Raw genomic sequence first — 23,573 nt, forward strand, 5'->3', positions numbered from 1 at the left:
CGCCACGGCTACAGCGGCTGAGGCACGGGGTACGGACGCAGCACCATGAGCGAGTCCTCCCGGGCCGCGACCATGGCGAAGGGAAACCGGTCGACTTCGAGACAGAGCGCGACGTCGTCGGGATGGACGCCCTGACGCACGCCCTCCGCCAGCTCGGTGGCGGCACGCGACGCGGCCGCGCGGCGGAGGAACCCGGCGGCGTCCGTACCGGCCCCGCCGGCTCTGCCCGCGATGTACTGGGCGCACGCCAGGTCTTCGTCGGCCCGTCCGTCCTCGCCGGTGACCACGAACGTGACGTGCTCGGCGGCGCGTTCCCGCAGGAGCCGGGCCGTCGCCTCCGCGACCACGAAGCCGGCGCACAGCACCAGCGACGCGTCCTTGACCGCGAGGGCACCGACCGTCCCCGCCGTGGTCTTCTGCACGACGGTCCGTCCGCCGAGGTCGGCGGAGCGGATCAGGCCGGGCGAGTTGACCAGGTCGAAGCCGGGCGCGGGCGGACCGTCCTTGAGGGCCACGCGGTCCGGGTGGCGGGCCTTGAGAGCCAGGGCCTCGTCCAGCGACCCGGCGAGGACGATCTTTTCCGCCCCTTGGGCGAAGACCCACGCGGCCACGGTGAACGCGCGCATGACGTCGACGACGACCGCCACGGACGGGGTCTCGACCACCTCGGGAATGCCTACGAAGCGAGTGTCCATCGCGCTCATGATCGCGTACGCCCTTCGCCATGGCCACCCTCTCGGGTGCTCCCGGTCTCAGGGCGTGCCCACGAGACGGTCCAGCGGCGCCGCCAGGAGCGGGGCGAGTGCCTCGGCGTACGCCTCCGAGAGGTGGCTGTCGTCGCGGTGGACCGCGGTGTCGGCGACGACCACGGGGCATACTCCGGTGCGTGGGGCGCAGACCCAGGGGGTGGGGTCGATGACCGTGGTGCCCGTGGCGGAGGCGGCGGCCCGGACGGCGAGGCCGCGCGTGGCGTCCCGGGTCGCCTCCGGCAGGTGGTTCGCGCACGCCCGCAGCTGCAGGGAGTTCCTCGCGGCGCAGTCGATCGGATCACCCGTGGGCCACGGGGTGTCGAGCAGAGCGGCGACCCGGGCGCCGGAGCCGCGCAGGTCACGGAAGGTGTGCTCGAAGCCGGTGGTCCACTGGTGCAGGGGGTCGGCGGCGGGCCGGGCCGGGTCGCCGGCGTCCGAGGAGGAGGCGACCACGAGGGCCGGGCGCAGCGCCCTGATCCTCTCCAGGGCGCTGGAGCGCCAGGTGTCGCAGGCGGTGTACGGCTTGTGGAGGCTGACGATCGTCACGTCGGCGACCTTGCAGGAGGCCTTCGTGAACGGCACCAGTCGCCAGCCGCGAGCGACCGCGAGCCGTTGCAGGGCCGGGAACCACTGCGCGGCGTGCGAGTCGCCGAAGAGGACGACCGTACGGGAGGAGGTCCGGTCACCGTAGACGCAGGGCCGCGGCCCCGTGGCGGCGCGGTCGACGTGGCAGCCGTCCCGGTAGAGCGCGGAGCGGGAGGACTTGACCCGGGGCAGGGGCGGCGCGAGGTTGCTCGGCAGGGCGGTGGGGGACGAGGCCAGGAGTTCGGCGAGGCGTGTCCCCGGGTCGGGGGCCTCGGAGAGGGCCCGTGCCAGGGCGGGCGCGGGGCCGCCCACCTCGATGGCCGGCGGCACCGCCGCCGCCGTCAGGGACAGCGCCGAGGCGCTCGCGGTCAGCGCGGCCCCGAGCACCAGGGCGCGGCGTGGGCGGCCGCGGAAGGCCCGGTGGAAGCGGACCGGGTTCTCGACGAGGCGCAGGGTGAGCCAGGCCAGGGCCAGCGCCACGGCCGACAGCGCGAGCGCCAGCGGCACTTCGGCGGTGCCGTCGGCGCTGCCGAGTGCCGCCGGGGCTACGACCAGCAGCGGCCAGTGCCACAGGTACCAGCCGTACGAGAGTCCGCCGAGCCACACGAGCGGCCGTCGCTCCAGCAGCCGACCCGCGCCGTACGCCGTGGGCACGCAGCCGCCCGCCAGGACGAGTACGGCGCCGGCGACCGGCAGGAGTGCGTGGTGGCCGGGGAAGGGGGTCTCGTCGTCGTACCGGAGCGCCGCCAGCGCGACGCAGGCCAGGCCGAGCCAGCTCAGCGGGGCGGCCAGGGCCGCCGGCAGGCGGTTCAGCCGGGTGGCGGCCAGCGCCAGCAGCGCACCTGCGCCCAACTCCCAGGCCCGGGTGAGGGAGCCGAAGTACGCCCAGGGCGCCGAGGCGTTCGTCATGAGGACGCCCGCCGCGAAGGAGACCGCGCACAGGGCGGCGAGCGGCACCGCCACCGGTCCGCGCCGCCCGCGGGCGATCCGCCACGTGAGCAGCAGGAGCACCGGCCACACCAGGTAGAACTGCTCCTCCACGGCGAGCGACCAGACGTGCTGGAACGGTGACGGCGGGCTGTTCTGGGCGAGGTAGTCGGTACCGGCCGCCGCCAGCCGGAAGTTGACCACGTACAGCGTCCCGGCGAGGGCGTCGCCCGCGTACTCGGCGAGCCGCGCCTTCGACAGGAACAGCCATGCGCCGCCCAGCGTGACGGCGATGACGAGGGACGACGCGGGGAGCAGCCGCAGTGCCCGGCGGGCGTAGAAGGAGCGCAGCGACACCCGGCCGGTGGCGGCGAGTTCGCGCAGCAGCAGCGAGGTGATGAGGAAGCCGGAGATCACGAAGAAGACGTCGACGCCGATGTAGCCGCCGGCGACCCGCGACACGCCGGCATGGGAGAGCACCACCAGTGCGACGGCCACCGCGCGCAGCCCTTGGATGTCCAGCCGCAGGGGGTCGCGGTGACGCGGCCCGGGTCCACCGGCGGCCGGGACGGTGGGTGCCGCGGTGGGCATGGTGCTGGTCATCAGGGGCTGGCTCCTCGGGGCGACGGACACACTGCACCCGACAAGATCAGCTCGCCCCGTCCCGAAGTTCCCTTCCCGGCGCCCGACTTGGCCTCGGCCGCGAAGGTTCAACCGTGGGCAACCAGCGGTTCAGCCCCCGTCCGGCCCGGCGACCGGAAACGTCCTCAGCCCGTCGCAGGCCGGGTGCCGGGCAGGAGGTCCGGCACCGCGGCGGTGAAGCGCGCCGCGAGTGCGGCGGCCGCGGCACGCAGTTCCGCTCCGCCCTCGACACGGAAGGCGAGTGGCACCCTCGCCAGCCATTCCTGCGCGTACATGTCCGGGTTCCGGGTGCTGCCGACCAGGACGCAGCCGTCCTTCAGGGGTTCGAGCCGGCCCATGGGCGGGCGGATCCAGGGGGCGACCTCGGCCGGCGGGGCGTCGAAGACCACGCGGGTGGCGAACTCCCAACCGGTGCCCAGGTTCTCCTCCAGCACCGCCACGGGGTCGAAGCCGACGGGCGGGTCGAACCCCTCCTCGGTGCTCCGGACCCCGCCGATCCGGTCCACCCGGTAGGTGCGGACGGCGTCGGCGCGGTGGGAGTGGCACAGCAGGTACCAGCGCCCGTGACGGACGACGAGTGACCAGGGGTCCGCCGCCTCCTCCCAGGCGTTGCCGGCCTCGCTGCGGTAGGTGAGCAGCACCCGCCGCCGGTGGGCGACGGCCTCGACGAGCAAGCTGGTGACGGCGGGGTCCGGGTGGGCCGCGTACGGGTCGGGGGCGGCGGCCGCGTACTCCCGCAGCAGCGCCGCCTGCCGTCCGACGCTCTCCGGCAGCGCCATGACGACCTTTCCCAGGGCGGCACCGACGAGGTCGTCGGCGTCGGTCACGGCGGGCCGGCCGCTGAGCGCCGCCATGACGAGGCCGAGGGCCTCGGCCTGCGTGAAGTGCACGGGCGGCAGTCTCGTCCCGCGTCCGAGCCGGTACCCGCCGTGCGGTCCCCGGGCCGACTCCACCGGGATGCCCGCCTCCCTGAGGATCCCGACGTACCGGCGCGCCGCCCGCTCCGTCACGCCGAGCCGCTCGGCGAGTTCGCCGGCCGTCGTGGTGGGCCGGGTCCGGAGGATCTCCAGGGCGCGCAGCGCTCGCGCGGTGGGGCTCGGGTCGTTGGGCACGGGAGCAGGCTAGTGCGCGCGGCGGGCGCCGGGAGAGGACACCGGTGAACATACCGGCAGCGGATCGTCCGGATCTCGTCCTACGGTGTGGCCAGGCAACGAAGGGATTCGATCATGGACATTCTGCTCGTCGGCGGCCTGTGGCTGGACGGTTCCGTGTGGGACCGCGTCGCGTCCACGCTGGAGTCGCTCGGCCACCGTCCGGTGCCGCTCACCCTCCCGGGGCAGGGGGACGGCGCGACGACCGCAACGCTCGACGATCAGTTGGCGGCCGTGCTGGCCGCGGTGGACGCGGCGCCCGGCGAGCCCATGGTGGTGGGGCATTCCGCGGCCTGTTCACTGGCCTGGCTGGCCGCCGACCGGCGCCCGGAGCGACTGGCCAAGGTCGCGCTCATCGGCGGCATCCCGACCCCGGACGGCCGGCCGTACGCCGACTTCTTCGAGGTGAAGGACGGGGCGATGCCCTTTCCCGGCTGGGAGCCCTTCCAGGGGCCCGATGCCGCCGATCTCGACGAGGCGGCCAGGCGTGAGCTGGCGGCGGCCGCGATTCCGGTGCCCGAAGGCGTGGCCAGGGGGGTGGTGCGGCTGACCGACGAGCGCCGGTTCGACGTGCCGGTCGTTCTCGTGTGCCCCGAGTTCACGCCCGCGCAGGCGCGGAAGTGGATCGACGCGGGCGATGTTCCGGAGCTCGCCCGGGCCGGGCGCGTCGACTTCGCCGACATCGACTCGGGCCACTGGCCCATGATCTCCAGGCCTGACGAGCTGGCCCGGGTCCTGGCGGCGGCGGCCGAGGCGGGCTGACGGGCGCCGTACCGTGCCTGAGCGGGGTGCGGGCAGGGGTCAGGCGTGCGGGGTGGGCCGGTAGACGAGTTCCTGGATGCGGCCGTCGAGCGTGCGGGACTCGATCAATTCGAGGTCGAAGTCGGCCGCGCCCTTGAACACCGGGTCCAGCCCGGTCCGGCCGGTGATCACCGGGAACAGGGTCACCTGGACGCGGTCGACGAGGCCGGCGGCCAGCAGCGCCCGGTTCATCGACAGGCTTCCGTGTGAACGCAACGGCACCGCGGACTCCTCCTTGAGCCGGGTGACGACGTCGACGGCGTCGCCGTTCGCGAGGCTCGCCTCCGGCCAGTCGAGGGGTCCTTCCAGCGTGGTCGACACCACCGTGGCCGGCAGGCTCCGCATCCGGGTGACCCAGGGGTCGCGTACGTCGGCCCCCTCGGTGCCGGCGGCCAGCATCTGCGCGAACAGCCGATAGGTGCGGGCGCCGAAGACCATCCGCTGCTCCTCGCCGTACAGGGCGAGGCGATGGTCGAGCAGCTCGGGGCCCTGCTTTCCCCAGTAGCCGGTCCAGTCGCCGCCGGCGGCGCCGAAGCCGTCGAGACTGGAGAAGACGTCGAAGGTGTAGGTGGCGGTCACGAGGCACCTTCTACCACCTCGGCGGGGCTCGCACGGCAAGGACACCCGGGGCCTCCCGACGAGTTCCGCCGGACAGGTCCCGACCCCGGTTCAGGGGGGCCGGCGGGCGCCGGTCCGGTCCCCCGGTGTCGCGACGCCGGGTGCCGTCCCGGCCGAGGGCGACGCGGTTGCGGCGCCGCACCGCCAACGGCGCGCGACGGCGCCGCTCCAGCGGCTTTCGGGCGCCGCACCGCCCGGTGGGGTCAGTGGAGGCAGAGGCAGAACGGATGGCCGGCCGGGTCCGCGTAGACCCGCCAGTTGGCGCCCGGGCGGAGCTGGTCCGTCCGTTCCAGGACCGTCGCGCCGAGTGCGAGTGCCCGCCTCTCCTCGCCTTCGAGGTCGTCGACGTCGAAGTCCAGGTGGAGCTGCTGGGGGCGGTCCTGGCCGGGCCATTCGGGCGCCCGGTAGCCGTCCACGCGCTGGCAGGCCAGCGGTGTTCCCTCGAAGCCGTGCACCTCGATCCAGTCGGAGTCGTCCGGATCCGCGACCACCCGCCCGTCGAGCAGTTCCGCGTAGAACTCCGCGAGCCGTACCGGATCGGCGCAGTCCAGCGCGACCGCTTGCAGCTTTCGAATCACGTCCGACACTCCTCGCTCTCAGAACCCTCGCGTCACGCCCTACTACCCGAGGGTCCTACCCGGGGCGGTGGCGGGCATGCACGACGGCAGGGCTGGTCGGGCACCCCCTACGACCATTGCACTTGGCGTTGCACGCGGTGCGTGCATAATGGGTTCAGAAGCATGTCGCAGAGCTTGGGAAAGGACACGTGTCATGAGTGACTCACTGGACCCCGAGGTGCTGGACGCGGCCATCGAGAACGTCCACCGCGCCGGAATGCCGGGCCTGTTCGCCGAGGTGCGGGACGGCGACCAGGTCTGGCGGGGCGCCGCCGGGGTCGCCGACGTCGACACCGGCCGCCCGGTCGGGGCCGACATGCGCCACCGGGTCGGCAGCCTCACCAAGACCTTCACCGCCGCCGCGGTCCTGCAGCAGGTCGAGCGGGGCCGGATCGGTCTCGACACGCCGATCGGCCGATACCTTCCGGGACTGATTCCGGGCGAACGCGGTGACACCGTCACGGTCCGGATGCTGCTGAACCACACCAGCGGTCTCGCCGAGTACCTGCCCCATGCCTACGCCTCGCTCAAGGCGTTCCCCGTCCTCGCGGACACCGGGCCCCAGAGCCTGGACGACCACCGGTTCACCCGGTTCGCGCCCGGCGAACTGATCGAGCTGGGCGTCGCCGCTCCCGCCGTCGGCCCCCCGGGCGGCACGCCGGGCCTGTACTCGAACACCAACTACCTGATCCTGGGCGTGCTCCTGGAGCGGGTGACCGGCACCACCGCCGAGCGGTACATCACCCGGAACGTCATCGAGCGCGCCGGGCTCCAGGACACCGAACTGCCCACCGGACCGTACGTGGGCGAGCCCCACTCGCGCCTGTACGAAGCCTGGTTCGGCATGATCGACCCGCCGCGCGACTACAGCGTCTACGACATGTCGTGGGTGGGGCCGGCGGCCTCGCTGATATCCACCGTCGCTGACCTCAACCGCTTCTTCGGGATGCTGCTGGCCGGTGAGATCGTCAGCCCGTCGTCGCTCGCGCAGATGCGGCGCACCGTGCCGGTGGTCTCCCAGGAGGGCCGGACGATCGAGTACGGACTCGGCCTGCACCCGGTCGAGGCACCTGGCCAGGACACCTTCTGGGGCCACGGCGGGACGGCCTGGGGCGCCGGTGCCCTGGCCCTGATCAGCGCCGACGGCAGACGGCGCATGGCCCTCGCGGTGAACCTGCAGAGGTGGAACGCGCTCGACTCCACGGGCCGGCCGCGGCCCCATCCCATCGACGAGGCCCTCGGGGCCTTCCAGCGGGTGGCGATGTACGGCTGACCGGACCGCGGAGCCCCGAAGTCCTCCCGCGGGTCAGCGGGTCGGCGCGTCGGCGGTGTGCAGGACGCGGAACCGGCCGGGTCGGGCCGGATCCCGGTCGACGACCTGGACCGGTGCCCAGACCCATTGCCACACGCCGATGTCCGGCGTACGGGAGAACCGGATCGGGCCCCGGGTTCCCTCGACCGAGACGCTCGCCCAGGACTCGGCCGTCGTCGCCCGGTCGGTGCCGCGCGAACGCAGCATGTCGGCGAGGACCGCCACCGTGTCGTAGCCCTCGAAGGCGACGAAGGAGGGCGCCCCGCCCAGCCGCTCGCGCAGGGCCGTCCCGACGCGCGCGCCGAGTGGACCGAGGTGCTCGGGAAGGTAGCGGAGGAACGGCACCGCGGCGCCGTCGTCACCCAGCGACGTGGCCCATGCGGCGAACTCCGGTTGCCCGGCCGGGGCGCCGATCAGGATGTCGGCCAGGCGCCGGTCGCGGCGCACGGACCGCACGATCGACACGGCCGGCTCGGGCAGGCCGGCCAGCACGAGCAGGGCGGTCGCGCGTCCGTCGACGAGTGCGTCGCACAGGGACGAGGGGGTCGACTCCCGCATGTCGACGTCGATGACGGTGCCGCCGCGTGGAGCGAGGCGGTCGCGCAGGATGCGGGCGCCGGACGCCCAGTAGAGGCTCGGCTCGGTGGCGACGGCGACGCGGCGGTGGCCGGCGGCGAGGAGGAAGTCCGCGAAGGTCCGCCAGCCGTGGGACTGCGCCGGGGCGAGACGCGCGACCCAGGGCGTCGGCTGTTCGGTGAGCGTGTCGAGCACGGCCGACGAGCACAGGAAGGGCAGTCCGACGGCATCGGCCCTGGCGGCGGCGGCGCGTGCGACGACGCTGTGGTACTCCCCCGCCAGGGCGGCTACACCCAGCCGGGCCAGCTCGTCCACGGCCGCCGCGGCCCGGTCCGGATCGGCCGCCGTGTCCCGGACCACCAGTTCGAGTGGTGTGCCGCCGATGCCGCCGGCGTCGTTGATGTCGCGTACGGCCAGTTCCATCCCGGCGAGCAGGTGCCGGCCCGCCTCGTCCCAGCCGGGCCGGGTCAGCGGCGCGAGAGCGCCGATCCGTACGCGCGTGTCCGTCTCGTCCCGCCCCGGTGGAGGCACCTCGGTGATCATGCTCGACATTGCATCCGCCACCGGTGCCGGGGGCAACCGATTATGCGTCCCGTCGACACCGAGTCTCGCTCAAGGGGAGTCGGTCGCAGGTGAGTTGTGGCAGGATCCGCTGTCATGTCGCCGCTCGGCACGTCACCGTCCGGCCCGTGGCCGCACGGGTCCGGTCGTCGTCTGTTCGTGGTGCTGCTCGTGCTGCTCCTGTCCGTCGGTCTCCTGGTGCGCGACGCCGTCGCGGCGGCCGGACCCGGCGGGTCCGGGGCCCCGGCGACGCCCGACCGCGCCCGCTACGACGTGGACCTCCGCTCCGACGCCGACGGCAGCCACTGGACGGGACGGCAGCGGGTGTCCTTCCGCAACGCGTCCGGCCGGCCGCTGCGCGAGGTGTACCTGCGTCTGTGGGGCAACGGCGAGGACGGGTGCGGCACGCCCGACGGGCCCGGCGCGCCGGGCGTCCCCTCCCCCGTCGTCGTGTCGGGCGTGCGCGGCGGCACGGCGGACCCGCTCACGGGGAACTGCACGGCTCTGCGCATCGCCCTGCCCGAACCCCTCGCCCACGGGAAGCGGGCGTCCGTCGCCTTCGACTTCTCGATCACGGTGCCCGGCCGCAACGCCCGCTTCGGCCGCGAGGGCGCCTTCCGCTTCCTCGGCAACGCGCTGCCCGTGCTCGCCGTGCACGACGCGAAGGGGTGGCACCTCGACCCGTACGTGGCCGTCGGCGAGAGCTTCTACGCCCTCACCGGTGACTTCCGGGTGCGTCTCGACCACCCGTCGCACCTGGAGGTACCGGCGACCGGCCGCACCGTGGCCCGCCCGGCAGGCCCGGGCCGTACGGTGACCGTCTCCGTCGCGGAGCGCGTGCGGGACTTCGCCTGGGCGGCGGGGCCGTTCCGCACCGCCACGCAGACCACGCCCGGGGGCGTGCGCGTCAGGTCGTACTGGGCGCCCGGGACTCCGGCCGCGGGCGTCCGCCTCAGCCGCGCGGAAGCCGTGGCCGCGGTCGACCGGTTCGGCCGGGAGTTCGGACGCTACCCCTACGGCGAGATGGATCTCGTGATGACCAGCGGGTTCGGCGGCGGCATGGAGTACCCGGGCCTCGTCCTGCTGGGCACCACGGAGGAGGGCGGCGCCGTCGTCCACGAGCTGGCGCACCAGTGGTGGTACGGCATCGTCGGCAACGACGAGTACGCCTCGCCGTGGCTGGACGAGAGCTTCGCCCAGTACGCCAACTTCCGCTTCTACGGCCTGGACACCCGCGACTGCTGGTCGGACGTCTACTGGCCCGACGACGGCACGGCGCTGACCGCCTCCATGGACTACTGGTCGCGGCACCGCGGCGAGTACCACCTGGTCTACACGGCCGGGCCGTGCGCCCTGGCCGACCTGGAACGCACCCTCGGCTCCGACACCATGGCGCGGCTCCTCAAGGGCTACGCGCGGGAGCACTGGTACGGCGTCTCCACCACCGGGGACTTCAAGCGCGCCGCCCAGTCCATGACCGACCAGGATCTCGGTCCCTTCTGGGAGAGCCACCGCATCAGGTGACGGCGGTTCAGGTCACGTCCAGGTCGGTGAACAGCATGTCGTGGTCCGAGTGCGTGGTGTGGACCACCCGGTGCTCGACGGGGGCGACGCCGCGCAGGAAGACGTAGTCGAACTTGCTCTGCCAGTCGGTCGTCGGCTCACAGGTGCCGACGGGCGAGGGATGGCACTGCGGGTCGGTGTCGTTGGCCAGCGCCCACATCGGGCCGAGTTCGGGGGCGTCCGGCACGGCGTTGAAGTCGCCGAGGACTATGGCGCGGTCCTGCCGGGCGACTTCGGTGGCGAGGACGCGGACCTGGTCCTTCCTGAACTCCTCCTGACGCCGCTGGGCGAGGTGCGTGTTGAAGACCCGGACGGACCGGCCGCCCACCTCGGTGGTGACCGCGAGATACCCGCGGTCCTCGGATCCGCCGTCGGGGTATTCGACGTTGACCCGGTCCGTCACCGGCGCCGCCGACAGGATGGCCTGGCCGAAGCCTCCCGGGTTCCACGGTGCTCCCCCGCAGCGGCCCCAGTTCTCCAGGACCGTCCCGTACGCGACGTGGTAGACCAGCCCGTGGTAGGCCTCCAGGTAGTCCCGGATCCGCTCGACGTCACGTGCGCAGGCCTCCTGCACGCCGATGACCTGGGGCGCGTGCGCGGCCATCTCGGCGGCCCGGTCGAGGTTGCTCGCGTCGCAGGGGTTGCACAGGTTCCACGTCATGACCCGGTTCGGTACGACGTCCTTGACGGCCTCGACGGGCAGCGACCTGCCGGACAGGGCGCCGCCGGGGGCGCTGGGTCCCACCAGCGCCAGGCAGGCCAGCGCCACGGCGCATACGAGCAATCGCGAGCCGCTCCTGTTGAGCACCGTCGCCTCCTCGGTGTGGACACACATGGCAACCGACGTTTCCCCGTACGAGGTTATGGCACCGGTGCGCGGCCCTGGAGCCGCGGTGCCGTTCCCGCACCCCGGCCGGCCCGCGTCGCGGCGACGGCTCGCGGGCAGGTCGGTCAGCTGCCGCCGCGCGCGCGTGAGCCACAACCGTCGGTTGGGCACGCCTTATGCTCGCTGCCATGGATACCGAGGCGGTGCGCTCGTTCGTCCGCGCGGCCGAGCTGGGACAACTGCGGCACGCGGCCGACGAGCTCGGTGTGACGCAGCAGGCCGTCTCGAAGCGGATCGCGGCCCTTGAGCGCGCACTCGACGTCCGGTTGTTCACCCGCACCGCCCGAGGGGTCGAGCTGACCCTCGACGGGCAGGCCTTCCTCGCGCACGCGCGCAACGTGGTCGCGCATGCAGATCGCGCCGTCGCCGCGATCCGACGGGGCTCGCGGGCGCTGCGGATCGACGTTCTCGGCCTGCGGAGCGCGCAGGCCGTCATCCTGCACGACTACTGGCGCTCGCACCCCGAGACCACGCTCGACGTGGTGACGCTCAAGGTCGACGACCCGCGGCTGGCGGTGGCCGCCGTGCAGGCGGGCGAAGTCGACGCCTCCTTCCGCTCGGTCACCGACCCGGCCGATCTGCCGCGCGAGCTGCGGATGATCCACGCGTTCCACTCCCCGCTGGAACTCGTCGTCGGCCCGGGACACCCGCTCGCCTCCGCACGCACCGTGACACCGGCCCAGTTGCGCGGACACCGGATCTGGGTGCCCGGCATCGCGCCGGGCAGCGAATGGGCGGAGTTCTACGAGGAACTCACCACGGCGCTCGACCTGCGCGTGGACGCCGCGGGCCCGAACTTCGGCAACGAGGTGCTCCTCGACATCCTGGCCGACTCCGACGACGTGGCCACCCTCGTGGGCTCGCGCGACCGGTACGTCTGGCCGACCGGCCACGACCTGCGCCGCATCCCGATCGCGGAGCCGGCGCTCGCCTACCCGCTCTCGCTCATCCTCCCCCGCGAGAATCCGCACCCGGGCCTGCGGGCGGTCGTCAACCACTTCGCGGGCCTTGCCCCGTTGCCCGAGGACACCTGGCTGCCGTCCTGGGCAACGGCACCGCACCGCGACGACGGCGACGGCGACGGCGGTCACGACTCGCGCTGACGTCGCGAGGTCTCCGGAGAGGCGGTGTCACGCGCCCGACGCGTGGTGCTCCTGGTCCACGATCGTCTCCACGATGCGCATCAACCGCTCCCCCGCCCGGTCGATGCTGCCGTTCTGCGTGCTGACCTGTGCTCCTTCGAGCACGAAGGTGATCTGGGCCGCGACCTGCTCCGGGTCGGGCAGCCCCGCCTCGGCGCACATGCCGACCAGTCGGCGGGTCTGACGGGCCTTGTGCTCCTCGATCACCTGTCGAGCGGGGTGGGACCGGTCGGGGAGTTCGGCGAGGGAGTTGATGAAGGGGCAGCCCCGGTACGAGAGCGTCGGCAGCCCGTCGGCGATGAAGCGGGCCAGGCCCAGGATCTGCTCCCGGGGCCGGCCGGGATGTTCGGCCTCGACGCGGTCGAAGGCCGCCTGGTAGTCGGCGGCCAGGATCCGCAGCCACTCGGCGACCAGGGCGTCCTTGGTCTCGAAGTGCCGGTAGATCGCCATCTTGGTGGTCTCGGCCTTCTCGGCGATCGCCTGCACACCCACACGCCCGATGCCCTCGCTCTGGAAGAGCTCCTCGGCCGCGTCGAGGATGCGCTCACGAGGCGGCAGCTTCGCCACTCTGCCCGGCCTGGCGGCGGTCGATGTCATGCGTGCTCCGTGGCGTCCGGTCGATGGTGCCCAGTACTCCCTGCTACGGTACCAGTCCGTCCCACTCGATACCGATCGGTATCGTCCGGGACTCACAGGTATCGTTCGTGTTCTGGGGAGAGTGGCAGTGAGAGTTTCCGAGTACGTGCGCCACGACGCGGTGGGGCTCGCGGAGCTGGTGGCCAAGGGCGAGGTGACTCCCGCCGAGGTGGAAGCCGCCGCGCGCGAGGCGGTGCGAAGGGTCGACGCGCGGCTCAACGCCGTGGTGGAGACCTGGCCGGCCGACGACCTCCCGGTCCCCGGCAGCACCCCGCTGGCCGGCGCACCCTTCCTGATCAAGGACTTCGGAGTCGCCATGGCGGGCCGGCGCACGGAGCTGGGCAGCCGGCTCGCGGCCGGGCACGTCGCCCGCTCCGACTCCTTCCTGATGCGGCGCTTCCGCCGCGCGGGGCTGGTGACCATCGGGCGTACCGCGACACCGGAGCTGGCCTACAGCATCACCACGGAACCGGTGCTGTACGGCCCGACCCGCAATCCGTGGGACCCGGGGCGGGGCGCCGGCGGATCCAGCGGCGGCGCGGGCGCGGCCGTCGCCGCCGGAGCGGTCCCCCTCGCTCACGCCACCGACGCCGCGGGCTCGCTGCGCATCCCCGCCGCGTACAACGGCCTCTTCGGGCTGAAGCCCACGCGCGGCCGGGTCTCCCTGGGCCCCGCCCTCGACGAGGGCTTCAACGGCCTGGCCGTCCAGGGCGGCGTCAGCCGCACCGTGCGGGACAGCGCGGCGCTGCTCGACCTGATACGCGGCCCGGAGCCGGGCGACCCCTACTTCGCCGAGCAGCCGTCCCGCCCCTACGCGGAGGAAGTCACGCGCCCGCCCGACTCGTTGCGCATCGGGGTCCTCGTCCAGGCGTGGGGCGGACGCCGCACCGCCGCACCGGTGGCCGAGGCGCTGGCGAGGACCGTGCGTCTGCTCGAATCCCTGGGCCACCGCACGGAGGAGGCCACCGTCGGCCTCGGTGCCGACTGGGAGGACTTCGTGCTGGCCAACGCCCGGCTGTCGACCGCGAATCTGGCGGCCTCGGTCGACGACCTGGCCGCCGCCCTCGGCCGGCCCGCCGACTCCTCGACCCTCGAACCGGCGACGCTGGCCGCCCATCGCTACGGGCAGCGGGTCAGCGGCCCCCAGTTCGTCGCCGCCCTCACGATCCGCAACCGCGTCGCCCGCAGCCTGGGCCAGTACTTCACCACCCACGATCTGCTGCTCACCCCCACCCTGCCGGAGCCGCCCCCGCGGCTGGGTGCCTACGGCGAGGGTGCCCAGGCGCTCGACGGCCTCGGCTGGATCGACCGGCTCAACGACCGCTCGCCGTTCACCATGGCGTTCAACGTGGCGGGCACACCCGCCATGTCCGTGCCGCTGGCGGCCGACCCCGGCACGGGGCTCCCGATCGGCATGCAGTTCGCCGCCGGTTACGGGCGCGAAGACCTCCTCTTCCGCCTCGCCGGACAGCTCGAACAGGCGCAACCGTGGTCGGACCGGACCCCTGCCGTGTGGGCGGGAAACCCTCCTGTTCCGGTGACGTCCTGAGCAGGTCGTCGACGGGGCGGGGCCACCGGCGGGCACCGTGCGGGCGCCTGCCGTGGGCCGGCGGCGGTGACGCGGAAAATCCGGGTGCCCGCGGGTCCCCGGAGCGTTATCTTCGGGACATGAACGTCATCGGCACCAGCACCTTCGCGACCGCGCGAGCGACCAGCTCGCCGGTTGCCGCCGTCTGACCTTCTCCTCTTCCACCGGCGACCGGAAACGGCCCGTCGGTGGTTCCCGCGCGGCGCTCCGCCGCCCTCGCCTCGGTGCGAGGACCGCACGGTTCGTTCTCCGGTGCCCTCCCGCCCCGCAGCGAAGGAGTCACCCCCATGGACACCGAGCAGATCGTCCGCACGTTCGTCGAGTACTACGAGGATCAGGGTCACCGCCGGATCACCGGCTCGACGCTGCTGCCCGAGCCGGGCGATCCGGTGCTGTTCACCAGCGCCGGCATGCACCCGCTCACCCCGTACCTGGAGGGCCGCCCGCATCCACTGGGCCGGCGGCTGGTCAACGTGCAGCGCTGTCTGCGCACCACGGACCTGGACGAGGTCGGTGACAGCACCCATCTGACGGTCTTCGAGATGCTCGGCACCTGGTCGCTGGGCGACTACGAGGGCACGCGGAGCCTCGACTGGGCCCACCGGCTGCTCACCGAGGGGCTCGGGGTCGATCCGGGCCTGCTGCACGCCACCGTGTACGGGGGCGACGAGCAGGTCGGGCCGGACACCGAGTCACTGCGGCTGTGGCGGGAGCGCGGCGTCCCCGTGGAGCACACGGTGGACGACAACTGGTGGTCCAACGGGCCGGTCGGCCCGTGCGGACCCGATTCGGAGATCTTCCTGTGGAGCGGTGACACGCCGCCCCGGTCCACACCCACGGGCGACGACCGCTGGGTGGAGGTGTGGAACCACGTGATGATGCGCCACCGCCGGCTCGACGACGGCCGCCTCGTGCCGCTGCCGCAGCGCAACGTCGACACCGGCCTGGGCCTGGAGCGCCTCGCCTCGCTCCTGCAGGGGAAGTCGTCGGTCTTCGAATGCGACGTCTTCGAGCCGTGGCGGCGGCTGGTGCCCGGCCTGTGGCCGCTGGACGAACCGTCGTTCCGGGTGGTCTGCGACCACCTGCGGTCGGCCGTCGTGGTCGTCGGCGACGGGGTGCGGCCGTCCAACACCGGCCAGGGTTATGTGCTGCGCCGCCTGGTGCGACGGCTGCTCACCGTGCTGTGGCGGGACGACCCCTCGCGCGGGCTCGGGGACCTGCCGGACGAGTTGATCACGCACACCCTGAATCACTTCCGGCAGGACGGCGACCCCGGTCTCCCCGGCCTCGTGCGACGACTGCTGGTGGAGGAGGAGCGCCGGTTCCGGCGGCTCCTGGAGCGCGGCAGGAACGTGCTCGCCCGGCCCCGCTTCCGGGGCCCACTGGGGCAGGAGGACTTCGACTACCTCCACGACACCCACGGACTGCCGCGCGACCTGGTGACGAGCCTGCGCGAGGGCGGCCCCTGGTGAACGGGGAACGCGGGGAACGCCGTGCTGTCGTGACGGACCGTCAGCCGGTGCGGCGCGCGGGGCGCCGACGACGCTGGACGGCGCCGTAGGTCGCTTCCAGGGCGGTGGTCGCCGCGTCGTAGGAGCGCTGGGCGACGCCGACGAAGAGGCAGTCGATGACGGCCAGTTGGGCGATGCGGCTGACGGTGGCACCGGAGCGGAACGGCGTTTCCCGCACGCAGGTCGTCAGCACGAGGTCGGCACTGGTCGCGAGCGTGGAGCCCGGGTCGTTGGTCAGGGCGATGGTGGTGGCCCCGCGTTCGGCCGCGGCCTGGAGGGGCTCGGTGGTGTCCTCGGTCTCGCCCGAGTGGGAGACGGCCAGGGCGACGTCGCCTGGCCCCAGCAGGGCCGTGGCGGTGAGCGCCGCGTGCCGGTCGCTCCAGATGAAGGCCATCCGGCCTATGCGGTGAAGCTTCTGGTGCAGGTCCTGGCCGACGAACGCGCTGGCGCCCACACCGAAGATGTCGACCCTGCGGGCGTCGGCCACCGCGTCGACCGCCCGGCCCAGCGCGTCCACGTCGAGTTCGGCGCCCGAATCCTCCAGGGCCCGGACCTCGTTGTAGATGATCTTGCTGACTATCCGGTCCAGCGAGTCCGTCGGGCTGATGTCGGTGCCGCCCTGCGCCGCCCGCTCGCCGCCCAGCGCGTGCTCCCGCGCCGCGGCGGCGGCCAGGGCCAGGCGCAGCTGGGGGTAGTTGCCGGTGCCGACGGTGCGGCAGAACCGCATCACGGTGGCCGCCGAGGTGCTCGCCCGCTCCGCCAGCGCGTGGATGGACAGCTCCGCGACCTGTCCCGGGTCGGCGAGGACCACGTCGGCCACCCGCCGTTCCGACGGGGCCAGGGAGGCTCGGGCAGCGCGGACGCGCGTGAGGACGTCGGCGAGCGGGGCGTCCTGGGCGGACGGCTCCGGCACGCGGGACGAGGACTGGCGGACCATGACCCCTCCTGGATGTGGTGAACACAGGGTAAAGGGGCGCCCCGAGGAGGTCAAAAAGTTACGCGGTGAGCAACACGACGTTACTTATTGACATCCGGAGGGCGGCGTTCCCATACTCGGACGGCGATCCGCACCGGTCACCGACGCCCCGGTGACTCTCGACGTGCCGGGTCCCTCGGGCAAAGGGCAGGCCGTATGACTTCAGTAGTGGCGGTAGATCTCGGGAAGACCGGTTGCCGCGCCATGCTGTGGCACCGCCCCGGTTCGCCACGGGCCGTCAGTTCCGTGGCCGGTGCCCCCGGTCTGGCGGCACCCGACGGGGTGGCGGCGGCCCGCGCGGCCGTGCGCGCCGCCGTCGAGCCGCTCCTTCGGGAACCGGGCGCCGCCCGGCCGGAGTCCGTCCTCGTGGGCGCCGCCGGGGCGGCTTCGGCCCCCGCCGCGGCCCGCTCCCTGGTGGCTGCCCTCCTGGCGGACCTGCCCGTGCAGGAGGCCGCCGTCACCAGTGACGCCGTCACCGCCCACGCCGGCGCGCTCGGCGGCCGGGCGGGGGTGGTACTGGCGATCGGCACCGGGGCGGTCGCGGTCGGCATCGGCGCCGACGGGACGTACGCGCGCGTCGACGGGTGGGGTCCCCTGCTCGGCGACGACGGCAGCGGCGCCCGGATCGGCACGGCCGGGTTGCGCGCCGCCCTGCGGGCCCACGACGGGCGGGGCCCGGCCACCGTCCTGCTGGACGCGGCCGTCGGCCTCTTCGGTGACCTCGAACGGCTCCCGGCGACCGTCGGAGGGGACGGCAATCCCGCCCGTACGGCCGCCTCGTTCGCCCCCGAGGTGGCCCGCGCCGCCGACGCGGGGGACGCCGTGGCGGCGGCGATCGTCCGGGACGCGGCCGCCGACCTGGCCGGGACCGCCCTCGCGGCGGCCGGCCGGATCGGCGCGGGCGGCGACCCGCTGCCGATGGCCGTCACCGGTGGTCTCACGGCGCTCGGCCCCGCCCTGATGACACCGCTGACCGAACACGTCACCGGCTCCGGGCTCCCCCTGCGGCTCATCTCCCCGCTCGGCGACCCCCTTGACGGGGCCCGTCTGCTGGCGCTGGACCGCGCCACCCCTCATGCCTCCCTCGTCGTCCGTGTCCGCCGGACGACCGCCAGTCCCCCTCCCCCGACGCCGGCAACCCCACCGGCCAGTGCCTAGGAGCAAGCGTGCGCCAGCTCGACCTCGTGGTGATCGTGGTCTATCTGATCGGGATCGCCTGGATCGGCCTGCGGAAGGCAGGCCGGCAGAAGTCGGCGAAGGACTACTTCGTCGGTGAAGGCCACATGCCGTGGTGGACCGTCTCCTTCTCCGTGGTCGCCACGGAGACCAGTGTGCTGACGGTGATCAGCGTTCCGGGCGGTGCCTACAGCGGCCAGGGCTTCGGCAACGTCGAACTCGCCCTGGGCTACGTCATCGGACGCGTCGTCGTCGCCACCGTACTGATCCCCCTCTACAAGCGCGGCGGCTTCGTCAGCGCCTACCAGTACCTGGGCGACCGGTTCGGGCTGAAGCTTCAGGGGCTCGCCTCGGTGACCTTCGTCTTCACCCGGCTCCTGGCCGAAGGGGTGCGGCTGTTCGCCTCCGCCATCCCGATCAAGCTGCTGCTCGACGAGTTCGGTGTGCACGCGAGCTACCGCGTGATCATCATCGTGATCACGCTGATCACCGTCGTCTACACCTACCTGGGCGGCATCAAGGCGGTCATCTGGACCGACGCCATCCAGATGGTCCTCTACCTCGGTGGCGCCGTCCTCGCCGTCGCGGTGCTCTCCGCCCACGTCGGCGGTGACGGCTACGCGCGGGCCATGGATGCCGGCAAGTTCACGCTCTTCGACACCGACTTCGGCCTGGCCCACATCCTCACCAGCCCGTTCGCCCTGCCCACGGCCATCATCGGCGGCGCGATCTTCGCCATGGCCTCGCACGGCTCCGACCAGCTGATCGTCCAGCGCGTGCTGGCGACGAAGACCCTGCGCGAGGGCCAGAAGGCCATGATCGCCTCGGGTGTCTTCGTCACCGTCCAGTTCGCCGCCTTCTCCCTCGTCGGCGCGCTGCTGTGGTCGTACAACGAGGGCAGGTCCTTCTCGGAGCTGGGCCTGTCCAGCTCGGACAACCTCTACCCCGAGTTCATCCTGCACGGGCTGCCCGTGGTGGTCTCGGGGCTGCTCGTGGCCGGCATCCTGGGCGCCGCGATGGGCTCGCTGTCCTCGGCGCTGAACTCCATGTCCAACTCGACGGTCGCCGACATCATCCACAGCTTCTTCCGGACCACCCCGTCCGAGGAGGCGCTGCTCAGGCTCGCCCGCTGGATGACGCTGGTGTGGGCGACGCTCATGGCGGTCTTCGCCTGCGCGTTCAGCGCGAGCACCGGCAACGTGTACCTGACCGGTCTGACCATCGCGGGCTACACCTACGGCGCGCTGCTCGGCGCGTTCCTGCTGGGGCGGCTGGTCAAACGCGCGGGCGAGGCCGACTCCATCGTGGCCTTCCTGGTCACCATCGGGGTGATGACGTACATCGTGCGCGAGGTGAAGATCGACGTCACCACGGGCGGGACCACGGTCTCCCAGGCGATCGCGGCCCAGTGGCTCGTGCCGATCGGCGTACTGATCACCCTGCTGGTCGGCGGTGTGCTGAGCCTGTTCCACCGGGCGCCGGAGGCAGCCGAGGGCGCGGCCGTCGACGAGGAGCCGGGCGGCGGACCCGACCAGCTGACCACCACGGCCGGGCGGAACTGAACCCCGCCCCGGCCCGCTCAACCCCTCGCAGGAGTGCATCGTGCGTGTGATCGGCCTGATGTCAGGCACGTCCTACGACGCCATCGAGGCGGCCGCCGCCGACCTCGAACTACAAGGTGAGGCCCTGGTGATGCGCCCGCTCGGCCATCTCTCCGCGCCCTACCCGAACGCGCTGCGCGACCTGATCGCGAGCAGCCTGCCGCCGTCGGCGGCGACGGTCGAGGCCGTCGCCCGGCTCGACACCGGCATCGGGCAGGCGTTCGCCGACGCGGCCGTGCGGGCCGTGCGCGAGCTGTGCGGGGGCGGCGCCGATCTGGTGGTCTCGCACGGGCAGACCATGTACCACTGGGTGGAGGACGGCGCCGTGCGCGGCACCCTCCAGCTCGGCCAGCCCGCCTGGATCGCCGAGGCGACCGGTCTGCCCGTCGTCTCCGACCTGCGCAGCCGGGATGTGGCGGCGGGCGGTCAGGGAGCGCCACTGGTGGCCATGACCGACGCCCTGGCCATGGCGGCGCTGCCCGGCGTCCCCGCCGCCCTCAACCTGGGCGGGATCGCCAACGTCACCGTCGTCGCCCCCGGCGCCGAGCCGCTCGCCTTCGACACCGGGCCCGCCAATGCCCTGATGGACGCCGCCGTACGGCACTTCACCGGCGGCGCGGCCCAGTACGACGAGGGCGGGCGCCGGGCCGGGGCAGGCCGGGCCGATCCGGCGCTGCTGCGGGTGCTGCTGGACGACCCCTACTACGGCAGGCCGGCGCCCAAGAGCACCGGCAAGGAGCGGTTCCACCTGCCGTACCTGCTGCGGGCGCTGGCGGCGGCGCCCGTCGCGGAACCCGACGACGTCCTGGCGACACTGGCCAGGCTCACCGCCGTCACGGTGGCCGACGCCTGCCGCGCGCACGGTGTCACGCGGCTCGTCGTGTCCGGCGGGGGCGCGCACAACCCCGTGCTGATGGGCATGATCGCCGAGGAGCTGCCCGGGGTGACCCTCGGTTCCAGCGACGCGCTCGGGCTGCCGTCCGACGCCAAGGAGGCGCTGGCCTTCGCCCTGTTGGGCTTCCTGACCGTCAACGGCCTGCCCGGCGCCGTCCCTTCGGGCACGGGGGCGCGCCGCGCGGCACTGCTCGGCAGCATCACACCCGGGCGGGAGCCCCTGCGGCTGCCCGAGCCGGCCGACCGGCCGCCCCGGGTGCTGCGCGTCACCGGCGGACACTGAGCGCCTCCCGGCCCGGGGACGGCTCGGCCGAGGTCGCCGGTGCGGGCCTGCCGCCACAGGCCGTCGTCGCCCTCGACGGCCGCGTACTCGTCGATCTCGGCGAGTTCGTCGTCGCCGAAGGAGAGGTTGGCCGGGTCCGCCACGTTCTCCTCCAGTTGCCGGGGGCAGGAGGCGCCGGTCACCAGGGAGGTGACGCGCGGGTCGCGCAGCGCCCGGGCGAGCGCCATCCGCGCCAGGCCCTGGCCCCGGCGGGCGGCGATGCCGTTCAGGGCGCGCGGCCGGCGCACGGTGTCCGCGGGTCGGGCGGCCCGTGACGGGGAGGTCAGCCGGTGGCGGCGCCGAACCACCGGGGCAACCGGTCGTACAGCTCCTGCTGGTCGTCACCGGCCCATGCCACGTGACCGTCCGGCCGCAGCAGCATCGCGGGCGCCGTCAGTTTCTCACCGTCGTCGACGACGTGGTCCACCCGGTCCGACCAGCCCCGCACCGACAGCCGGCCGGTGCGGTCGAGGAGCAGCCCGCGGCCGGAGCGCATCCGCTCGTACAGCCGCCCCTGTCCCAGTTCGAGGTCCGGCATCCTGCGGCCCAGCAGTTCGTGTCCCGGACCGAAGTCGTAGCGGACGTCGAGTGCGGTGATCTTCTCGGTCAGGTGGCGGCTGACGTCCTCGAAGCGCATCAGTTCCGCCAGGAGCCGGCGCAGTGCGAGGGCCCCGGGCTCGGTGGACAGCAGGGCCATCTGGGCGCGGGTGTTGTCCAGCGCGCCGGCGGCCACGGGGTGGCGTTCCGTGTGGTAGCTGTCCAGCAGCCCGTCGGGCGCCCAGCCGTTCACCTCGGCGGCCAGCTTCCAGCCGAGGTTGAAGGCGTCCTGGATGCCGAGGTTGAGGCCCTGCCCGCCGACCGGCGGGTGGATGTGCGCCGCGTCGCCGGCCAGCAGGACCCGGCCGGTCCGGTAGCGCTCGGCCAGGCGGGTGCCGTCGCCGAAACGGGACAGCCAGCGCGGTGAGTGCACACCGAAGTCGGTGCCCGCGCACTCCCGCAGCCGCCGCTTGAACTCCTCCAGGTCCGGCGGGACCGACCGGTCCTCGGCGAGGCCCGCGGCGGGTACGACGACGCGGTAGATCCCGTCCCCGACGGGCCCGAGGCCGAACCGCTTCTGGGTCCGGCGGACCTCGCCCACGCGGGCGGCGACCGTCTCCGGCTCCGCGCTCACCCGCATCTCGCCGATCAGCGTCTCGGTGCCGGCGGGCTCGCCGGGGAAGCCGACGCCGAGCAGTCCGCGCACCGTGCTGCGGCCGCCGTCGCAGCCCACGAGGTAGTGGGAGCGCAGTCGCGTGCCGTCGGCCAGCTCCGCGCTCACCCCGTGTTCGTCCTGGCTCAGCCCGACCAGTTCGCGGCCGCGGCAGACCTCGGCGCCGAGTTCGGCGGCGCGCTCGGCCAGCAGGCGGTCGGTGACGGGCTGCGGGATGCCGAGGGTGTAGCCGTGTGCGGTGTCCAGCGTCGGCGCAGGCTTGTCGATGGCGGCGAAGGAGCCGCCGACCGGGTACCGCCGGCCGTGTTCGAGGAAGCGCTCCAGCAGGCCCCGCTGGTCCATCACCTCGATGCTGCGCACGTGCAGGCCGAGGGAGCGCACCACCCGGGTCGGCTCGCTCTCCTTGTCCAGCACCCGTACCTGTACGCCGTGCAGGCGCAGTTCGGCGGCGAGCATCAGGCCGGTCGGTCCGCCGCCGACGACGAGCACGTCGATCATGAGTCCCCCATGGAGCGAAATCGTCTGGTGAGGCCGCCCGCCGCAGGCGAGCGGCGGGCGAGGGCGACGATTCTGCGCCAGGTGGGGGCCCTTGCCGCAAGGCCCCCCGTGCGCTATAGGTTGACAGTGGCAGGAGGAGCGTGTTTCCCCTGCCGTATTTCGTGCTCCGGCACCGCCCGGGTCATGGGCGGGCCAGGACGAGGGAGGAGCCGCCGGCCCGGATGCCCTCGGCCGCGGCGTCGGTCAGGTCGGTGTCCGTGACGATGGTGTCGAAGGCCGTCAGCGGTGCCACGCGGTACCGGCCGAAGGTGCCGTACTTGGACGAGCCGGCCACCAGGACGGAGTGCGCGGCCGAGGCCATGGCCGCCTGCTTGACGTCCACCTTGGGCTCCGAGGGGGTGGTGGTGCCGCGGAGCAGGTCCCAGGAGCTGGTGCTGATGAAGGCGATGTCCAGGGCGAGTTGCCGCAGGGTGTCCGCGGCGAGGCGGCCGACGCTGGAGCGGTTGGAGACGTCGACACGGCCGCCGACGTGCACCAGTTCCAGGTTCTCCGCGTCCATCAGCCGGCCGATGGTGGTGAAGTCGTTGGTGACCACGGTGAGGTGGGGCAGCCCGGCGAGGGCGGGGGCCATGGCGAGCAGGGTGGTGCCCGCGTCGAGGTAGACGGTCATGCCGTCCTGGACGAGGCGGGCGGCCTCGGCGGCCATCGCCCGTTTCTGCGGCTGCTCGACCTCGGACTTGTCGAGGAAGCCGGGTTCGGTGCTGATGGTGCTGGCGATGCGCACCCCGCCCGGGACGGAGAAGACCAGACCGCCCCGTTCGAGTTCGGCGATGTCGCGCCGGACGGTCATGTGGGAGACGCCGAGCAGGCGGGTGATCTGCTGCACGCTGAGCACCCCGTCACGCCTCAGGTGCTTCAGCAGTTGCTCGCGGCGCTGGTCGGGGATGAGCGGAGGCTGCTCGCCGTCCGAGGTCATGGTCTGGTCTCCCTTCGACCGTGCTGACGTTAGCCGATGATCATGCCGGTGACGG

General features: G+C 73.3%; 20 protein-coding genes and 1 pseudogene. 9 read left to right on the top strand and 12 right to left on the bottom strand.

Annotated features, from left to right (window positions below):
* Window positions 1-8: 8 nt before the first annotated feature.
* The 3 genes from ACZ6IM_RS17230 to ACZ6IM_RS17240 all read right to left on the bottom strand — a co-directional run bounded on the left by ACZ6IM_RS17230 (window position 9) and on the right by ACZ6IM_RS17240 (window position 4,015).
* Window positions 9-695 carry a 2-phosphosulfolactate phosphatase gene (locus ACZ6IM_RS17230; protein WP_052838696.1) on the bottom strand — a complete coding sequence of 229 codons (687 nt, stop codon included), beginning with the start codon at window positions 693-695 and terminating at the stop codon, window positions 9-11.
* Between the two features lie 57 nt (window positions 696-752).
* On the bottom strand, window positions 753-2,864 hold the full coding sequence (locus ACZ6IM_RS17235) for an acyltransferase family protein (RefSeq protein ID WP_469557323.1): 2,112 nt from the start codon (window positions 2,862-2,864) through the stop codon (window positions 753-755).
* A gap of 164 nt (window positions 2,865-3,028) precedes the next feature.
* On the bottom strand, window positions 3,029-4,015 hold the full coding sequence (locus ACZ6IM_RS17240) for a helix-turn-helix transcriptional regulator (protein ID WP_052838698.1): 987 nt from the start codon (window positions 4,013-4,015) through the stop codon (window positions 3,029-3,031).
* 114 nt (window positions 4,016-4,129) lie between these two features.
* On the opposite strand from ACZ6IM_RS17240, the gene ACZ6IM_RS17245 reads away from it, so the two are divergent.
* Window positions 4,130-4,816 carry an alpha/beta fold hydrolase gene (locus ACZ6IM_RS17245; RefSeq protein WP_469557325.1) on the top strand — a complete coding sequence of 229 codons (687 nt, stop codon included), beginning with the start codon at window positions 4,130-4,132 and terminating at the stop codon, window positions 4,814-4,816.
* Window positions 4,817-4,855: 39 nt separating this feature from the next.
* Here the strand turns inward: ACZ6IM_RS17245 and ACZ6IM_RS17250 are convergent, their stop codons facing one another.
* Together ACZ6IM_RS17250 and ACZ6IM_RS17255 are read right to left on the bottom strand one after the other, a co-directional pair.
* On the bottom strand, window positions 4,856-5,434 hold the full coding sequence (locus ACZ6IM_RS17250; RefSeq protein WP_469557327.1) for a dihydrofolate reductase family protein: 579 nt from the start codon (window positions 5,432-5,434) through the stop codon (window positions 4,856-4,858).
* 242 nt (window positions 5,435-5,676) lie between these two features.
* Entirely contained in the window at window positions 5,677-6,051 is a 375-nt protein-coding gene (locus tag ACZ6IM_RS17255) for a VOC family protein (protein WP_052838701.1), read from the bottom strand.
* Window positions 6,052-6,244: 193 nt separating this feature from the next.
* On the opposite strand from ACZ6IM_RS17255, the gene ACZ6IM_RS17260 reads away from it, so the two are divergent.
* A complete protein-coding gene (locus ACZ6IM_RS17260; RefSeq protein ID WP_469557329.1) occupies window positions 6,245-7,363 on the top strand; it encodes a serine hydrolase domain-containing protein in 1,119 nt (372 codons plus the stop codon).
* A 33-nt stretch (window positions 7,364-7,396) separates the two neighbouring features.
* Here ACZ6IM_RS17260 and ACZ6IM_RS17265 read toward each other — a convergent pair whose 3' ends face one another.
* Window positions 7,397-8,521 carry an ABC transporter substrate-binding protein gene (locus ACZ6IM_RS17265; RefSeq protein WP_469557331.1) on the bottom strand — a complete coding sequence of 375 codons (1,125 nt, stop codon included), beginning with the start codon at window positions 8,519-8,521 and terminating at the stop codon, window positions 7,397-7,399.
* Window positions 8,522-8,635: 114 nt separating this feature from the next.
* Here ACZ6IM_RS17265 and ACZ6IM_RS17270 point away from each other — a divergent pair, with 114 nt between their 5' ends.
* Complete coding sequence (locus tag ACZ6IM_RS17270; RefSeq protein ID WP_469557333.1) at window positions 8,636-10,063, top strand: M1 family metallopeptidase; 1,428 nt, start codon at window positions 8,636-8,638, stop codon at window positions 10,061-10,063.
* A gap of 7 nt (window positions 10,064-10,070) precedes the next feature.
* Here ACZ6IM_RS17270 and ACZ6IM_RS17275 read toward each other — a convergent pair whose 3' ends face one another.
* Entirely contained in the window at window positions 10,071-10,937 is an 867-nt protein-coding gene (locus tag ACZ6IM_RS17275; protein WP_469557335.1) for an endonuclease/exonuclease/phosphatase family protein, read from the bottom strand.
* 179 nt (window positions 10,938-11,116) lie between these two features.
* Here ACZ6IM_RS17275 and ACZ6IM_RS17280 point away from each other — a divergent pair, with 179 nt between their 5' ends.
* Window positions 11,117-12,091: a LysR family transcriptional regulator gene (locus ACZ6IM_RS17280; RefSeq protein WP_469557337.1), complete on the top strand. Its 975-nt coding sequence runs from the start codon at window positions 11,117-11,119 to the stop codon at window positions 12,089-12,091.
* Window positions 12,092-12,118: 27 nt separating this feature from the next.
* Here the strand turns inward: ACZ6IM_RS17280 and ACZ6IM_RS17285 are convergent, their stop codons facing one another.
* A complete protein-coding gene (locus ACZ6IM_RS17285) occupies window positions 12,119-12,727 on the bottom strand; it encodes a TetR/AcrR family transcriptional regulator (protein WP_469557339.1) in 609 nt (202 codons plus the stop codon).
* Between the two features lie 127 nt (window positions 12,728-12,854).
* On the opposite strand from ACZ6IM_RS17285, the gene ACZ6IM_RS17290 reads away from it, so the two are divergent.
* Together ACZ6IM_RS17290 and ACZ6IM_RS17295 are read left to right on the top strand one after the other, a co-directional pair.
* Window positions 12,855-14,315, top strand: coding sequence for an amidase (locus ACZ6IM_RS17290; RefSeq protein ID WP_469557341.1), 1,461 nt, complete (start codon window positions 12,855-12,857; stop codon window positions 14,313-14,315).
* 326 nt (window positions 14,316-14,641) lie between these two features.
* A complete protein-coding gene (locus tag ACZ6IM_RS17295) occupies window positions 14,642-15,826 on the top strand; it encodes an alanine--tRNA ligase-related protein (protein ID WP_469557342.1) in 1,185 nt (394 codons plus the stop codon).
* 40 nt (window positions 15,827-15,866) lie between these two features.
* On the opposite strand, the gene ACZ6IM_RS17300 is transcribed toward ACZ6IM_RS17295, so the two are convergent.
* Window positions 15,867-16,802 carry a MurR/RpiR family transcriptional regulator gene (locus tag ACZ6IM_RS17300; RefSeq protein WP_469557344.1) on the bottom strand — a complete coding sequence of 312 codons (936 nt, stop codon included), beginning with the start codon at window positions 16,800-16,802 and terminating at the stop codon, window positions 15,867-15,869.
* 243 nt (window positions 16,803-17,045) lie between these two features.
* Between ACZ6IM_RS17300 and ACZ6IM_RS17305 the strand changes: the two genes are divergently transcribed.
* From ACZ6IM_RS17305 to ACZ6IM_RS17315, 3 genes are read left to right on the top strand one after another with little or no spacing between them, the layout of a single operon-like run.
* A complete protein-coding gene (locus tag ACZ6IM_RS17305; RefSeq protein WP_469557597.1) occupies window positions 17,046-17,999 on the top strand; it encodes a BadF/BadG/BcrA/BcrD ATPase family protein in 954 nt (317 codons plus the stop codon).
* An 8-nt stretch (window positions 18,000-18,007) separates the two neighbouring features.
* Window positions 18,008-19,579, top strand: coding sequence for a sodium:solute symporter (locus ACZ6IM_RS17310; protein ID WP_469557346.1), 1,572 nt, complete (start codon window positions 18,008-18,010; stop codon window positions 19,577-19,579).
* A 40-nt stretch (window positions 19,580-19,619) separates the two neighbouring features.
* The gene (locus ACZ6IM_RS17315) at window positions 19,620-20,795 is read left to right on the top strand and encodes an anhydro-N-acetylmuramic acid kinase (RefSeq protein WP_469557348.1); all 1,176 of its coding nucleotides are present in this window, start codon (window positions 19,620-19,622) and stop codon (window positions 20,793-20,795) included.
* 26 nt (window positions 20,796-20,821) lie between these two features.
* Here the strand turns inward: ACZ6IM_RS17315 and ACZ6IM_RS17320 are convergent.
* The 3 genes and pseudogenes from ACZ6IM_RS17320 to ACZ6IM_RS17330 form a co-directional block, all read right to left on the bottom strand.
* Window positions 20,822-21,088, bottom strand: a pseudogene (locus tag ACZ6IM_RS17320) (aldo/keto reductase); the annotation flags it as partial.
* Window positions 21,089-21,117: 29 nt separating this feature from the next.
* A complete protein-coding gene (rox, locus tag ACZ6IM_RS17325; RefSeq protein ID WP_469557350.1) occupies window positions 21,118-22,542 on the bottom strand; it encodes a rifampin monooxygenase in 1,425 nt (474 codons plus the stop codon).
* 181 nt (window positions 22,543-22,723) lie between these two features.
* A complete protein-coding gene (locus ACZ6IM_RS17330; protein WP_052838714.1) occupies window positions 22,724-23,518 on the bottom strand; it encodes a DeoR/GlpR family DNA-binding transcription regulator in 795 nt (264 codons plus the stop codon).
* Between the last annotated feature and the right edge of the window lie 55 nt (window positions 23,519-23,573).

The sequence above is a fragment of the Streptomyces sp. NPDC042336 genome (assembly GCF_055581985.1).

Excerpts from the sequence above, each read along its gene's own strand:
- ACZ6IM_RS17270 (WP_469557333.1), top strand. The coding sequence starts at position 8,636 with ATGTCGCCGCTCGGCACGTCACCGTCCGGCCCGTGGCCGCACGGGTCC.
- ACZ6IM_RS17280 (WP_469557337.1), top strand. The coding sequence starts at position 11,117 with ATGGATACCGAGGCGGTGCGCTCGTTCGTCCGCGCGGCCGAGCTGGGA.
- ACZ6IM_RS17245 (WP_469557325.1), top strand. The coding sequence starts at position 4,130 with ATGGACATTCTGCTCGTCGGCGGCCTGTGGCTGGACGGTTCCGTGTGG.
- ACZ6IM_RS17265 (WP_469557331.1), bottom strand. The coding sequence starts at position 8,521 with ATGATCACCGAGGTGCCTCCACCGGGGCGGGACGAGACGGACACGCGC.
- ACZ6IM_RS17300 (WP_469557344.1), bottom strand. The coding sequence starts at position 16,802 with ATGGTCCGCCAGTCCTCGTCCCGCGTGCCGGAGCCGTCCGCCCAGGAC.
- ACZ6IM_RS17235 (WP_469557323.1), bottom strand. The coding sequence starts at position 2,864 with ATGACCAGCACCATGCCCACCGCGGCACCCACCGTCCCGGCCGCCGGT.
- ACZ6IM_RS17330 (WP_052838714.1), bottom strand. The coding sequence starts at position 23,518 with ATGACCTCGGACGGCGAGCAGCCTCCGCTCATCCCCGACCAGCGCCGC.
- rox (WP_469557350.1), bottom strand. The coding sequence starts at position 22,542 with ATGATCGACGTGCTCGTCGTCGGCGGCGGACCGACCGGCCTGATGCTC.
- ACZ6IM_RS17275 (WP_469557335.1), bottom strand. The coding sequence starts at position 10,937 with ATGTGTGTCCACACCGAGGAGGCGACGGTGCTCAACAGGAGCGGCTCG.
- ACZ6IM_RS17260 (WP_469557329.1), top strand. The coding sequence starts at position 6,245 with ATGAGTGACTCACTGGACCCCGAGGTGCTGGACGCGGCCATCGAGAAC.
- ACZ6IM_RS17230 (WP_052838696.1), bottom strand. The coding sequence starts at position 695 with ATGGACACTCGCTTCGTAGGCATTCCCGAGGTGGTCGAGACCCCGTCC.
- ACZ6IM_RS17285 (WP_469557339.1), bottom strand. The coding sequence starts at position 12,727 with ATGACATCGACCGCCGCCAGGCCGGGCAGAGTGGCGAAGCTGCCGCCT.
- ACZ6IM_RS17305 (WP_469557597.1), top strand. The coding sequence starts at position 17,046 with ATGCTGTGGCACCGCCCCGGTTCGCCACGGGCCGTCAGTTCCGTGGCC.
- ACZ6IM_RS17295 (WP_469557342.1), top strand. The coding sequence starts at position 14,642 with ATGGACACCGAGCAGATCGTCCGCACGTTCGTCGAGTACTACGAGGAT.